This is a genomic window from Kiritimatiellia bacterium (genome assembly GCA_026417735.1).
In the GTDB taxonomy this organism is placed as follows: Bacteria; Verrucomicrobiota; Kiritimatiellia; order PWTM01; family PWTM01; genus CAACVY01.
Genome location: JAOACR010000009.1, coordinates 80,176 through 93,079, shown reverse-complemented (window position 1 = coordinate 93,079; position 12,904 = coordinate 80,176). Strand labels below are relative to the sequence as shown.

The following is a 12,904-nucleotide window of genomic DNA, read 5'->3' as shown; positions in this document are numbered from 1 at the left end:
CACCACCCTCAGTTCGCAGTCGCCGGCAGCCGAACCGGCCGCAGGCGGAGGCGGATGCGGTATTGGGGTTCGCTCCACACGTTCGGCCGCCCCTGGGGGCTTCCGTCGTCGGCGGGACAGAACTTGTTGCCGATGGGCGGGATCGCGACGAGGATCGAGACATCGCCCTCGGGGAACGGCGGGAACGTGTACTCGACGGCCTTCGCACTGTAACCGGCCAGATGCGCCGCCGGACGCCGGGGCGTGCCCCAACGCGCGAAGAGGTCGCGGTCAAACAGCTCAAACCGGATCCCTGCCCCCTCTCCAAGTATCTCGAAACGGCGGACGTGCCCGAAGTACCCCTTGAACTCCGGCAGCGCCCACGACTCCGCCGGCAGCGGGTCATTGTAGGGCAGCTCGTACTCGCCCCACACGGGCCCTGTCATCCGGTTCTTCCACACCCGGAACGGCCCCAGTCCGAGCCATCGGACCGCGCGCATCTCTGATTCCGGCCAGTCGAATGTGAGGCCCAGGAACGGCAGTTCGCCGGCGGGTGGCTTGGCGGAAAACTCGAGCGCGGCCGAACCGTCGCCAAAAAAGGTCCAGATCCACGATCCGGCCTCCGCTACGCCGGACTCGGAGCGAACCTCGACCACCGCACCGAGCGCCGCAACGCTGACCGTTCTCTGCAGGTCGCTGGCGGCCGGTGCGGGAACCGCCCGCGGGCCGTTCGCGAGCGGGAGCTCCACGCCATTGGCCACGAGGGCGCAGAGCCGTCCGTCGCTCCGGCGAAGATGGTATCGGCAGCCGCCGGCGGCGATCTCGATCCGGCCACCATGTTCTGTGATGGCGGGCGCCGAGGCGGCCGGCGGGACTGGTAGCGAGGTCTCCGGCGGACGCACCGGCCAGGCCCAAGTCTGGATCTCAACGTTGTCCGGCCCGGATGCCGTGAGGGCGAGCCGGTCGAACGATCGCCAGCCGGTCGGCAGCGGGATCGCCAGCGTCGCGCAGGTGCCGGGTGCAGCGAACGCCCGGGTCAACCGGCCGGTCACGCAGCGCGGCCCGCCGGGCCCGAACTGGTCGAGACGCCATGTGAACGAGAGGGCGGAGAGGTCGAGAAAGCTGAACGCGTTCGAGACCACCACCCGTGCGGCGTATCCTTCCGGCAGCGGGCCGGGCGGTGGCGCGATCAGACGAACCGGCGAGAACACCGACCGCACCGTCGCCGCACTTCCCTCCGGCTCGTGGTGCGGACCGACAATACCGTCCGGCCCGTGAAAACCGTCGCAATCCAGCGCGCCGTTCCGGTCCGGCCGCGCCACCGCTTCGTCTGCGAACGCCCAGAGAAACAGCCCGCCAGCGTTGCGGGATTCGCACATCAATGCCCAGTGATCCTCGAGACCGGCACCCCCACCTCCGTCGAACAGACCGTGAAGATGTTCCGTCGGCAGAAACACATGGGAATCATCGCGCAGCTTCGCGACGACGCTGCGGTACGGTTCGTAGTGGTCCGTGTCCACGCCGCTGAACTTTGCCCACGGATGGAGCACGGGCCGCGCGTAGGGATCGTGGCGCGCGAATTCGGGATCCAGCTCTGCGTTCCAGCCGCCTTCGTTGCCGTTGTCCCAGAACAGGACGGAGGGGTGATGCGCGTCGCGCTCCACCATCGCGCGCACCAGGCGACGGCCGGTCTCCGTGTCGTACGGCGGTGTCTGCCAGCCGGCCAGCTCGTCGAGCACGTAGAGACCGAGTTCGTCGCAAGCGTCCAGAAAGCTCTCGTCGGGCGGGTAGTGAACGCAGCGCACCGCGTTGAAGTTCAGCGAGCGGATCCGCCGCACATCCGCGATGTTCTGAGCGGGGGAGAGGCAGCGGCCGCTGGCGGCTCGGAACGAGTGGCGGCATACGCCCTTGAGCAGAATGCGGCGGCCATTGAGAAAGAGGCCGGCGCCGGGCCGGACCTCGAAGGTCCTGAACCCGAACCGACGACGCAGCCGGTGCAGCCGATTCGAGCCCTGAAAAAGTTCCGCGATCGCGGTATAGAGCACAGGCGTTTCGGCGCTCCACGTCGCGGGCGCCTCCACGCGCGTGCGCAGCGTGACACCGGTGCCCGGCGGCTCGACGGGTGCGGTGAGGGTGGCGGCCACCTCGCCCGCCGGCGCAAGCACGGTGAGGCTGGCGAGCGAAGCACGCGCCAGGTCGCCCCGAATGCGGAGTGTGGCCTCAAAGTTCCCCTCGGCTTCGGCCCGCAGGGCGAGGTGCTCAATGTGCGGGTCCGGCCGCGCCTCGAGGCGGACCGGGCGATAGATACCGCCGAACACCCAGTAGTCCGCCCGGCGCTCCGCGGCCTCGACGGTGGGATTCGCGGACACCTTGTTCACCGTCACCTCCAATCGGTTGGACGCGTTCCACCGGACCAGGTCGGTGACGTCATACTCAAACGGATAGAAGCCGCCCTGATGCGGAGGTCCGGCGGGCCGGCCGTTCAGGGTGACCGCGGTATCGGTCATCACGCCGTCGAACCGCAGCACGATGCGGCGTCCGCGCCAGCCTGCCGGCAGCTCGAACCACCGCGCATACCGTCCCTGCTCAGGCGGGCGGTTGGTCTGGTGTCCGTAGTACAACGTTCCAAAGCCGTGGAGCTCCCAGTGGCTGGGCACGGGGAGGGTAGCGGCCTCCCCAGCGCGGCGGCCGTGGCTGACCGTGAACTCCCAGCGTACGGCGTCGTCGGGCCCATGGCCGCTGAGCCAGAGGATCTCGGTTTCCGCTCCCCACGCTCTGAGGCTGGCGGCCAGCACGGTGAGCGCGAGCGTCGCGAGCCTTCGGTACGACTTCATCGGATGTGGCATAATCGCGCGCCGGCGGGAACGCAAGCCCCGACTGTGGCGTGCAAGGCAACGGCACCCGATCGGAGAGGGCGATGATCGGATTGATCTGTGCGATGCCGGAAGAGGCTGCGCGGCTGAAGGGAGAGATGAGCGACGTTCGCGTCGAGTCGCGCGGCCAGCGGCAGTTCGTGCGGGGCCGAATCGCGGGCCGCGAAGCGGTGCTGGCGATTTCGCGCTGTGGGAAGGTGGCGGCGGCGGCGACGGCGGCGGCGATGATCGAGCGCTACGGCACCGCGCCGCTGGTGGTGACCGGCGCGGCGGGCGCCCTTTCGCCCGAGCTGGAGATGGGCGACATTGTCGTGGCCGACGAGCTGGTGCAGCACGACCTCGATGCGAGCGCACTGCCGATGTTCCGCAAGTTCGAGGTGCCGCTGTTGGGCGTCAGCCGGTTTGCGAGCGATCCATCGCTCCGGGAGGCGGCACGGAGGGCGGCGGAGGAGTTTGTGCAAGACGAGTTTCCCCGCGAGGTGCCCGCAGCGGTCCGCTCGGCATTTGGTGTGGAGCGGCCGCGGGTGTGGACAGGCACGGTGACCAGCGGTGACCGGTTCATCGCGCACGAAGAGGAACGAGCGGCGTTGGCGCGAGAGCTGCCCGATGCGATCTGCGTGGAGATGGAGGGCGCAGCGGTTGCCCAGGTCGCGTTCGAGTACGAGGTGCCGTTCGTGGTGGTCCGGACGATCTCCGATGCGGCCGACCGGCGCGCGCCGGAGGATTTCCAACGCTTCATGGATGCGGTGGTTTCGCACATCACTGCGGGCGTCGTGCGCCGTCTTCTGGCGCGGATGCAGTGAAGCGGGTGTTGCTGCATCGCCGGCAGGGGAGGGGGGGCGGTGTCGCCCGCGGGTCTGGGCGCTCAAGGTGTGACGGCCGAAGACGGGGAGTTCAACGCACGTTTCACGACCTACTTCAAGGCTCCACCCTCCGCTCGCACCAGCTCGCCCGGCTGCCAGACGCGCAGATAGTCGATCTCGAACGTCGCCGGCAGGTCGGCCGGGTCCGGCAGTCCCGCCCAGCTCTCCATCACCTCGCAGTCGAACATGATGTGCAGAGCGGTGGTGAAGTGATCGTTCCCGCGCGCGAACACCTCCCGCCCGTCGACGTACCAGCGCAGTTCTCGGGGCGTCCAGAGCAGCGCGTAGACGTGGAAGTCCTCCCAGAACTCGAACGGCATCTGCACGCGGGCGCTGTGGTTGGTCAGCGCTGTGCGCCGCACCACCAGCGATTCGACATAGGGGGTCGCCATCCGGTGCAGCGTCATGTACAGGACGCGCGCCATGTCGGGCTTCGCCGGCTTGCCGAACACTTCGAAGATGTCGATTTCTTCCGAGAAACTACCCTCCTGGTACTTCGCCGGCGGGTCGAGCGGGTCGTACAGCCAGAACGCATTGCAGACGTTCGCTCGCATCGCCTTGCAACGAGCCTCGAAATAACCGTAGCGAACGCGTCGTTTGCTCTTCACGGTGGCCGTGGTGAACTTGTCGTAACCGCGCACCCGGTTTTCCACAGTGACCTCCTCTGGTGACTGCACCCGCGCGGTGAGATGGAGCCGCCCCCCTCGGACGGCAACGTTCTCGCGCGAGAAGAATGCCGGCTTGCGGCCATGCCAGGACGGATTGAAGTCCCACCATTTGCGTTGGTCCAGCGCGTCGCCGTCGAACTCGTCACTGAGTTCAGGCCTGAACACCCAGTCATCGCCCAGCGGACATCGTGGCGCGGTCTGTGCGGGCACAGGATTGGGCGACGTGTTGAACAGCAGCACGGCCAACAGCAGAGGACGACACTTCATCGGGGGTGGCTCGGCTCGGGCGGGTGGAGGGCGGCCGGTACGTTGCCGGCTTCGCCCGTCGATGCCGGCGCACGTTCGAGAAAGCGGGCAATTGCGCGCCCGAGGGCCGCGCCGAGTTGGCGATAGTTTTCCGAAGTGCTCTCGGGCAGATTCCAGCGGGTTTCCAGCGTGACGGCGACGACGTCGGGCCCGCCGTGTCGCTGCACCCAGCTCCGGCTCATGCGTGCGCGCTCCTCCTCCGTGCCGACATGGCTCGCAACCTGGTATTGGGGCGAGACCGTCAGCGGGCCCGTGGCGGCGGCCGACAGCAGCTGCAGAAAACGGTCGTAGGCGGCACGCCTGGCGGTGGGCAGGTTCGTGTAGTTGAACGGGCCATAGAGAAAAGATGGCTGGTTTTCCCAGCCCGGCTGATGAAGATCCACAAAAAGGCGGAGCCGGCCGGTGCGTCCAAGCTCGCCGAGGTGGCGCTGTGCGGCGGCGACCTCGGGGTAGTGGGGGGAGTCGTCCCAATCACGGTTGTGGTCGCGTGGCTCGGCCTCCTTCCCGCCGGCACCGCGCCAGACGTTGTCGACATCCATGATGGGCACGAACCAGAGTTCCGCCTGTTCGCGGAGTCCGACCGCTGCCGGCTCGTCGGAGGCCGCCCATTCGAGGAGACCGGCACCGACCCAGCTGGAGCCGACCTCCCAGGCATGCTGGCGTGCCTGGACCCAGACGGCGGGACCGCTCCGTTGACCGAGCCGGATTGCAGGGACGTCGCGCCCCTCCCGCGTTCTCGCCAGCACAAAGCGTTCGGAGCCGGTGACGCAGCCGCTGACCTTCATCAGCAACGCCTCCGCATGAGCGGGCAGGAAGGGTGGTCCCCAGGCGATCCAGAAGCGTTCGCCCGGTGACACCAGCGTGTAGACCACCTCGCGGGTACCCGTCCGCCCCCGCGGCGTCGGCGACCAGTGAACATTGTCGGCGCTGATCACTGCCCGGTTGGGGAGCGCCCATCGTCCCGAGAGGACCGAGGTGCCGCGGTAGGGCGTTTGGCTCGCGACGACGCGGACGGTGACCGTTTCACCCGGCGCGGTGCCGTCCACCCGCGCATACCACCAGCATGGCCATCCCCGGCCGGGATGGCAGCGTGGCGAAAGCTCGATCGTTCGCGTACGGGCGTCCAGCGAACGGACCTCCGCTGATCCGCCTGGAAACGAATCGGTGACGGTCAGTCGTTCGGTTGCCCCGACAACGGTGACGGCGAGGAACCAGCCGGTGAGGATCCAGGTCTCCCCACCGCGACACCTCGCTCGGCTTTGAGGCAGGGTTGGGCGCAAGGTCCGGTCCTTTCTGCTGGGCTTGCCGCACGCCCACTGTGCCGGGTCCGGCGCTGTCGGGCAAGCGCAAGTTTGGCGTGAAACTGGGGGCTTCGATCGAAGGGAGCACCGCCCCCCCTCACTCACCTCGCCCGGGGACGCTGGATCGGATACACTGCGGCGGCAATGGCCCGCCAAAAGGCGGGACCGGGGTCGAGGTGCACGCGTGAAGACCGTGATTCTGGCCGGTGGGCATGGAACGCGCCTGAGCGAGGAAACCGGCGTCAAACCGAAACCGATGGTCGAGATCGGCGGCATGCCGATGCTCTGGCACATCATGAAGATCTATTCCGCACAGGGGTTCAATGACTTTGTGATCTGCCTCGGCTACAAGGGGTATGTGATCAAGGAGTTCTTCGCCAACTATGCGCTGCGCACGGCGGATGTGACGTTTCAGCTCGACACCGGCATGGTGGAGTATCACCGCCGCGGCGCGGAGCCCTGGCGCGTGACGCTGGTCGAAACCGGTGAGGCGACGATGACCGGAGGGCGGATCAAGCGTGCGGCGCCGTATCTGGACGGTGGGACGTTCTTTCTAACGTACGGCGACGGCGTGAGCGACGTGGACTTGCGCGCGCTGCTGGAGTTTCACCGGCGGCACGGCGCGTTGGTCACACTGACCGCCGTGCAGCCGCCGGGACGGTTTGGTGCGTTCACCCTGGCGGATGGCGAGGTCTTCATCCGTCATTTCCGTGAAAAAAGTCGCGGCGATGGCGCGTGGATCAATGGCGGTTTCTTCACGGTCGAGCCTGGCGCGCTGGAGTACATCGAGGGGGACTCGACCACGTGGGAGGCTGAGCCGCTCAGCCGGCTTGCGCAGGACGGTCGGCTCGCCGCGTACCGCCACGAGGGTTTTTGGCAGAACATGGACACGCTTCGCGATCGAATGTACCTGGAAGGCCTCTGGGCGGGCGGCCGCGCGCCGTGGAGGATCTGGGAGTGACGCCGGGATTCTGGCGCGGCCGGCGCGTGTTCATCACGGGGCACACGGGGTTCAAGGGCTCGTGGCTGTCGCTGTGGCTGCAGCACTGGGAGGCGGACGTTGCCGGCCTCGCCCTTCCGCCGGCCACCTCTCCATCGTTGTACGAGCTGGCGGAGGTGGGCGCGTGCATGCGCAGCTCGATGGCGGACGTCCGCAACGCGGGCGCGGTACGGCGGGCGATGCTCGCGCATCAGCCGGAGATTGTGTTCCATCTGGCCGCGCAGCCGCTGGTCGCCCGCGGATATGAATCGGCGGCCGAGACGTTCGCGGTGAACGTGGTCGGTTGTGCGCAGGTGCTGGATGCGGTGCGCGCGACACGGTCGGTCCGTGCGGTCGTGGTGGTGACCAGCGACAAGTGCTACCGAAACGACGGTGTCGAGCGCGGCTTCCGCGAGGAAGACCCGCTCGGGGGTCGCGACCCGTATGCGGCGAGCAAGGCCGCCGCCGAGCTTGTGGCGGCGAGCTACCGGGAGTCATTTTTCAGCGGCGGGCCGCCGGACCGCCGGCGAGTGGCGCTGGCGACCGCGCGCGCGGGCAACGTGATTGGCGGCGGCGACTGGACGCCGGGGCGACTGGTGCCGGACGTGGTGCGCGCGCTGCTCGGCGACGAACCTGTGCCGCTGCGCAACGTGGACGCGATCCGGCCGTGGCAGCATGTGCTGGAAGCGCTCGCCGGCTATTTGACCCTGGCGGAGCGGCTCATCGCGGAGCCGGAGACCGCAGAGGGGGCATGGAATTTCGGGCCCGACCTGGACAGTCATCGTCGCGTCGCGGATCTTGTGGAACGGATGGTGGAGCTGTGGGGGGCCGACGTGCCGTGGATGCCGGACGGACGCCCGCGCCTCCCGGAAGACCGGTATTTGTGGCTGGACTCGACGAAGGCGCGCGAACGTCTGGGTTGGCGGCCGCGACTGTCGCTGGATGAAGCGCTCGACTGGATTGTGGAGTGGCACCGCGGCGTTGCGGCGGACGGGCGTCGGGCCCGCGAACTGTCGCTGGCTCAGATTGGGCGGTACCTCGCGCGAGAGGGGGGTGGGACACGGTGAAGATCTTGATCACGGGCGTCCTCGGTTACATCGGCTCGTGGATGGCGGAGGAGGCGGTCCAGCGGCACCATCGCGTCACCGGACTGGACGCGGGGTTCTACCGGCAGGCGGTGCTCTATCGCCGCCCCCGACGCGACTGGGCGTTGATCGAGAAGGATGTCCGCGACGTTACCGAGGACGATCTGGCGGGGTTCGATGCGGTGATCCACCTCGCGGAGCTCTCGAACGATCCGCTCGGCCAGCTTGACCCTGCGCTCACGCGGCGGATCAACTTTGAGGGCAGCGTTCGGCTTGCGCGCGTCGCGAAGGCGGCGGGTGTTCCGCGCTTTCTCTATTCCTCGTCCTGCAGCGTGTACGGCATTGGTGAGGGCGACGAGGTCAAGACCGAGGACTCGCCCGTTGCGCCGCAGACGGAGTATGCGCGCTGCAAGGTGATGGTGGAGCGGGCGGTGGCGGAGCTTGCCGACGAATCATTTTCGCCCCTGTTCCTGCGCAATGCGACCGCGTATGGACCCTCGCCCGCGATGCGGTTTGACCTGGTGCTGAACAACCTCGCCGGCATGGCCTACACCAGCCGGCGCATCGCGCTGACGAGCGATGGCACCCCCTGGCGTCCGCTCGTGCACGTACGGGATATCTGTGCGGCGTTCCTTGCCGCGCTGGAAACACCGCGCGAGCGCTGGCACAACCGGGTGCTGAATGTCGGCTCGAGCGCCGAAAACTTTCGGGTTCGGGAGATCGCGGATCTCGTTGCGCGGACGTTCCCCGGCTGTGAACTGACCCTCGGCACGCGGGATCCGGACACGCGCAGTTACCGGGTGTGCGCGGACCGGATCCGAGAGGTGGTGCCGTCGTTTCGGCCGTTGCGGACGGCCGCCGATGGCGCGCGCGAGCTGCGGGAGACGTTCGAGGCGGTCGGACTAACGCGCGCGGTGTTCGAGCATCCCGCGTTCACGCGGCTGGCCCGGCTCCGCGGCCTGCTGGCGCGCGGCCGGCTCGACGCGGACCTGCGCTGGCGCGAAGTCCCGGTGGCGCCGCGGAGGCAGGGCGCATGAGCGCGACGGGGCCCACCGGCCGCTGCCGCGCGTGTGGCGAGCCGCTGCGTGAGACCTTTTGCGACCTCGGTACCTCCCCGCTGGCGAACGCCTACGTGCGGCCGGAGCAAGCAAAACGAGCGGAGCCGTTCTACCCGCTACATGCCTGGGTCTGCACCGCCTGCTGGCTCGTGCAGCTCGAAGAGTTCGAACCGCCAGAGGCGATCTTCAGCGACTACGCGTATTTTTCCTCCTATTCGGATTCGTGGGTGGAGCATGCGCGTCGCTACGTGGACGCGATGATCGAGCGGTTCGGGCTGACGCCGGGCTCCACCCGCGTCGTCGAGGTGGCCAGCAACGACGGGTACCTGCTGCAGTTTTTCCGACGGCGCGGATTCGAGGTGCTCGGCGTGGAGCCGGCCGCCAACGTCGCGGCGGAGGCGATCGCGCGCGGCATCCCCACCATCGTGCGATTCTTTGGCGAGCGGACCGCACGGGAGCTTGTCGCGGAGTACGGCGCCGCGGACTGGGTCGTCGCCAACAACGTGCTCGCCCACGTGCCGGACATCAATGATTTCGTCGCCGGCTTCCGGCTGTTGTTACGGCCGGGCGGCACCTGGACGGCTGAGTTCGCCTGGGTGGTGGAGCTGGTCCGCCGGGTCGCGTTCGACACGATCTACCACGAGCACTTCTCGTATCTGTCGCTGACGTTTTTGGATGGTTTTCTACCGCGCCACGGTTTGCGGCTGTTCGATGCAGAGGCGCTCCCGACGCACGGCGGTTCACTGCGCATTTACGTGTGCCATGCGGAGGACCCGCGACCGGCCAGCGAGCGGCTGGCGCGGCTGCTGGCGGAGGAAACCGCGCTCGGGCTCCGCGACCCGGCGTGGTACCGTGGGTTCGGTCCGCGGGTCGCCGAGGTGAAGTTTCGGCTGCTGGAATATCTGATCGGCGAGCGACGGGCGGGACGGCGGGTCGTCGGCTACGGCGCACCGGCGAAAGGCAACACGCTGCTGAATTACGCGGGTGTGAAGACCGATCTGCTGGAGTTCACCTGCGACCGTAATCCCCACAAACAGGGCTGCTTCCTGCCCGGCACTCGAATTCCGATCCGCCCGCCCGAGGCGATCTGGCAGGCACGGCCGGACCGGGTGCTGATCCTTCCCTGGAACATCGCGGACGAGGTGATGTCGCAGCTCGCCCATATTCGCGAATGGGGTGGCCGCTTCGTGGTGCCGATTCCCTCGGTGGAGGAGCTGCGGTGAAGTTCGAACCGTCCCCGCTGCCGGGCGTGTGGGTGGTGGAGTTGGAGCCCCACCGGGATGCGCGGGGCTATTTCGCGCGGGCATTTTGCGCGCGAGAGTTCGCTGCGCACGGGCTGGAGACCGTGTACGTGCAGTGCAACCTGTCCGGCAACCGACACCGCGGCACGCTGCGCGGGCTGCACTGGCAGGCCGCGCCGCACGAGGAGGCAAAACTGGTGCGGGTGGTGCGGGGCGCGGTGTTCGACGCGGTGGTGGACCTGCGCCCCGATTCGCCCACGTATCTGCAGGCGTTCACGACCGTGCTCGATGCGGCCGGTGGCCGCGCGCTGTACGTGCCGCGCGGCTGTGCGCACGGTTTTCTCACGCTCGAGGATAACACCGACGTCTTTTACCAGATGAGCGAGTACTACGTTCCGGAGCTGGCGCGGGGCGCGCGGTGGGACGACCCCGCATTCTCGATTCCATGGCCGGAGCCACCCCGCTTCATCTCCGAGCGGGACCTCGCCCACCCGCCGTTCCGTCCGGCGCGATGAGCGGCTCCGTTCCACTGCCGACCGGTGGGACCCTCGGCGCGGAGCTGTACCGGCTCTGTGCGCGGTTGTATCCGCTCTTCCGCAGCCTCACCGGTGAGGGCGTCCGCGCGACGCTCGCGATTCTGCGCCAGGTGTGTGACCTGCAGGTTCGGGGACTGTGCAGCGGCGAACCCATCCTGGATTGGACCGTGCCGCTGGAATGGACCGTCCGCGAGGCCTGGCTGCGTTCGCCCTCGGGCGAGCTGCTGGCGGATGTGCGGCAGCACAACCTTCAGCTCGTCGGCTACAGTGTGCCGTTCCGCGGGCACCTGGATCGGGAGGCGCTGCGGCCCCACCTGCACAGCCTGCCGGAGCGGCCGGACTGGATTCCGTACCGCACCTCGTACTGGACGCGCGACTGGGGTTTCTGCCTGCCGCATCGGCGCATCGAGCGGTTGGAACCGGGGTCGTATGAGGTCTGTGTGGACACGGAGCTGGCGCCGGGCGAGATGAACTGGGGCGAACGGCTGCTGCCGGGGACGCTGCGGGAGGAGATTCTGATCACCACGCACATCTGCCATCCCTCGATGGCCAACGACAACTGCAGCGGAATGGCGATCGCGGCACAGCTGGCGGCGGAGTTTGCGCGCGCCGGCGGACATCGGCGGACTCTGCGGTTCCTGTTCGCGCCGGGTACGGTGGGTGCGATCGCATGGCTTGCCCGCCATCGGGAGCTGCTCCCCCGAATCCGCCATGTGATCGTGCTGGCGGGTCTGGGTGACCCCGGCCCGCTGTCGATCAAACACACTCGTCGGGGCGACACCGAGCTGGATGCGGCGGCGCTGGCCGTGGCGCGCAGCAGCGGTCGAACGGTGGTGGAGCTGCCGTTTGCGCCCTACGGGTACGACGAGCGCCAGTACTCGTCGCCCGGCTTTGATCTGCCGACGATCGTGGTGTCGCGCTCACCCTTCGGCACTTATCCGGAGTACCACACCTCCGCGGACAACCTGGACTTCATCCAGTCCGAGGCGCTGGCGGACTCGTATCTCTTCGTGCGTGAACTGATCCGGGAGCTGGACTCGGCGCGGCACCCGGTGAACCTGCGGCCGTTTGGAGAGCCGCAGCTCGGCCGCCGGGGTCTGTACGCCTCTGTGGGCGGAGACTCTCACGCGCGAGAGCGTCAGATGGCGATGCTCTGGGTGTTGAACCTTGCGGACGGCCGCGCGACGGTGGATCAGATTGTGAGGCGGTCAAATCTGCCGCAAGCGCGCGTCGAGGAGGCGATCGCCGCACTCGAACAGGCGGGCCTGCTCGGTTGGGCGGAGGATGGTGGATGAGCCGATCACTGGTGGGCGGCGTGGCGCTGGTCACGGGCGCGGGGGGTGGCATTGGCGGCGCGGTCGCGGAGGCGCTGGCGCGCGAGGGGATGCGGGTATGGCTGTGCGGACGCCGCCGGGATCCACTGGAGGCCGCCGCCGCGCGCCTCATGCCGCCGGACCGGCTGGCGGGCGTGCTTGTCGCGGACATTACCGATCAAGGGGCCCACGGCCGAATCGCCGGGGCGGTCGGCCCGCGGTTGGATGTGCTGGTTCACGCGGCGGGTGTGTTCCGGCCCGGCTCTGCGGCGGACCTCGAGCCGGACGAAATCGAGCGCATGTTTGCGGTGAACGCGGTCGGGCCGGCCGCACTGACGCGGGCGTTGCTGCCGGCGCTGCGGGCCGCGCGCGGTCAGGTGGTGTTTGTAAACTCCACCGCGATTCTGCGCGGGAATGCGGCCTGGAGCGTGTATGCGGCCAGCAAGGCCGCGCTGAAGACACTCGCGGACGGCCTGCGCGACGTGGTGAACGCGGCGGGGGTACGGGTTCTCTCGGTGTTGCCGGGCCGCACCGCCTCGCCGATGCAGGCGGCGGTGCACGAGTGGGAGGGCCGGCCCTACCAACCGGAGCGTCTGATGCAGCCGGAAGACATCGCAGGGATGATCGTGGCGGCCTTGCGTGCGGCGGAAACCGCCGAGGTCACCGATCTGATTCTCCGGCCGATGCGGCCCGGTTGAGGGG

General features: G+C 68.4%; 11 protein-coding genes. 8 read left to right on the top strand and 3 right to left on the bottom strand.

All coding sequences use genetic code 11. The annotated features are described in order from the left end of the window. Nucleotides 1-8: 8 nt before the first annotated feature. A complete protein-coding gene (locus tag N2652_04095) occupies nucleotides 9-2,813 on the bottom strand; it encodes a glycoside hydrolase family 2 (protein ID MCX7818379.1) in 2,805 nt (934 codons plus the stop codon). A gap of 83 nt (nucleotides 2,814-2,896) precedes the next feature. Between N2652_04095 and N2652_04090 the strand changes: the two genes are divergently transcribed. After that, complete coding sequence (locus N2652_04090) at nucleotides 2,897-3,655, top strand: 5'-methylthioadenosine/adenosylhomocysteine nucleosidase (protein MCX7818378.1); 759 nt, start codon at nucleotides 2,897-2,899, stop codon at nucleotides 3,653-3,655. Nucleotides 3,656-3,765: 110 nt separating this feature from the next. On the opposite strand, the gene N2652_04085 is transcribed toward N2652_04090, so the two are convergent. Beyond that, nucleotides 3,766-4,650, bottom strand: a complete 885-nt coding sequence (locus tag N2652_04085; GenBank protein MCX7818377.1) for a family 16 glycosylhydrolase — start codon at nucleotides 4,648-4,650, stop codon at nucleotides 3,766-3,768. Then, nucleotides 4,647-5,969 (bottom strand): M14 family zinc carboxypeptidase, encoded by a 1,323-nt coding sequence (locus N2652_04080; GenBank protein ID MCX7818376.1) that lies wholly within the window; start codon nucleotides 5,967-5,969, stop codon nucleotides 4,647-4,649. Before N2652_04080 ends, N2652_04085 begins: the two co-directional genes overlap by 4 nt. 205 nt (nucleotides 5,970-6,174) lie before the next feature. On the opposite strand from N2652_04080, the gene rfbF reads away from it, so the two are divergent. Genes rfbF through N2652_04045 form a run of 7 tightly spaced genes read left to right on the top strand, consistent with a single transcriptional unit; the run spans nucleotide 6,175 to nucleotide 12,900 of the window. Beyond that, nucleotides 6,175-6,951: a glucose-1-phosphate cytidylyltransferase gene (rfbF, locus tag N2652_04075; GenBank protein MCX7818375.1), complete on the top strand. Its 777-nt coding sequence runs from the start codon at nucleotides 6,175-6,177 to the stop codon at nucleotides 6,949-6,951. Further along, entirely contained in the window at nucleotides 6,948-8,036 is a 1,089-nt protein-coding gene (gene rfbG, locus N2652_04070; protein MCX7818374.1) for a CDP-glucose 4,6-dehydratase, read from the top strand. Before rfbF ends, rfbG begins: the two co-directional genes overlap by 4 nt. After that, the gene (locus tag N2652_04065) at nucleotides 8,033-9,091 is read left to right on the top strand and encodes an SDR family oxidoreductase (GenBank protein MCX7818373.1); all 1,059 of its coding nucleotides are present in this window, start codon (nucleotides 8,033-8,035) and stop codon (nucleotides 9,089-9,091) included. The genes rfbG and N2652_04065 overlap by 4 nt, the downstream gene beginning before the upstream one ends. Then, nucleotides 9,088-10,335, top strand: coding sequence for a class I SAM-dependent methyltransferase (locus N2652_04060; GenBank protein MCX7818372.1), 1,248 nt, complete (start codon nucleotides 9,088-9,090; stop codon nucleotides 10,333-10,335). Before N2652_04065 ends, N2652_04060 begins: the two co-directional genes overlap by 4 nt. After that, nucleotides 10,332-10,868 carry a dTDP-4-dehydrorhamnose 3,5-epimerase family protein gene (locus N2652_04055; protein MCX7818371.1) on the top strand — a complete coding sequence of 179 codons (537 nt, stop codon included), beginning with the start codon at nucleotides 10,332-10,334 and terminating at the stop codon, nucleotides 10,866-10,868. Before N2652_04060 ends, N2652_04055 begins: the two co-directional genes overlap by 4 nt. Beyond that, nucleotides 10,865-12,184, top strand: a complete 1,320-nt coding sequence (locus N2652_04050; GenBank protein ID MCX7818370.1) for a DUF4910 domain-containing protein — start codon at nucleotides 10,865-10,867, stop codon at nucleotides 12,182-12,184. Before N2652_04055 ends, N2652_04050 begins: the two co-directional genes overlap by 4 nt. Beyond that, the gene (locus N2652_04045) at nucleotides 12,181-12,900 is read left to right on the top strand and encodes an SDR family NAD(P)-dependent oxidoreductase (protein ID MCX7818369.1); all 720 of its coding nucleotides are present in this window, start codon (nucleotides 12,181-12,183) and stop codon (nucleotides 12,898-12,900) included. Before N2652_04050 ends, N2652_04045 begins: the two co-directional genes overlap by 4 nt. The last annotated feature ends 4 nt before the right edge of the window (nucleotides 12,901-12,904 follow it).

Bases quoted from the DNA above. Each gene is read 5' to 3' on its own strand.
- N2652_04050 (MCX7818370.1), top strand. From the start codon at position 10,865: ATGAGCGGCTCCGTTCCACTGCCGACCGGTGGGACCCTCGGCGCGGAG.
- N2652_04060 (MCX7818372.1), top strand. From the start codon at position 9,088: ATGAGCGCGACGGGGCCCACCGGCCGCTGCCGCGCGTGTGGCGAGCCG.
- N2652_04085 (MCX7818377.1), bottom strand. From the start codon at position 4,650: ATGAAGTGTCGTCCTCTGCTGTTGGCCGTGCTGCTGTTCAACACGTCG.
- N2652_04045 (MCX7818369.1), top strand. From the start codon at position 12,181: ATGAGCCGATCACTGGTGGGCGGCGTGGCGCTGGTCACGGGCGCGGGG.
- N2652_04095 (MCX7818379.1), bottom strand. From the start codon at position 2,813: ATGAAGTCGTACCGAAGGCTCGCGACGCTCGCGCTCACCGTGCTGGCC.
- N2652_04090 (MCX7818378.1), top strand. From the start codon at position 2,897: ATGATCGGATTGATCTGTGCGATGCCGGAAGAGGCTGCGCGGCTGAAG.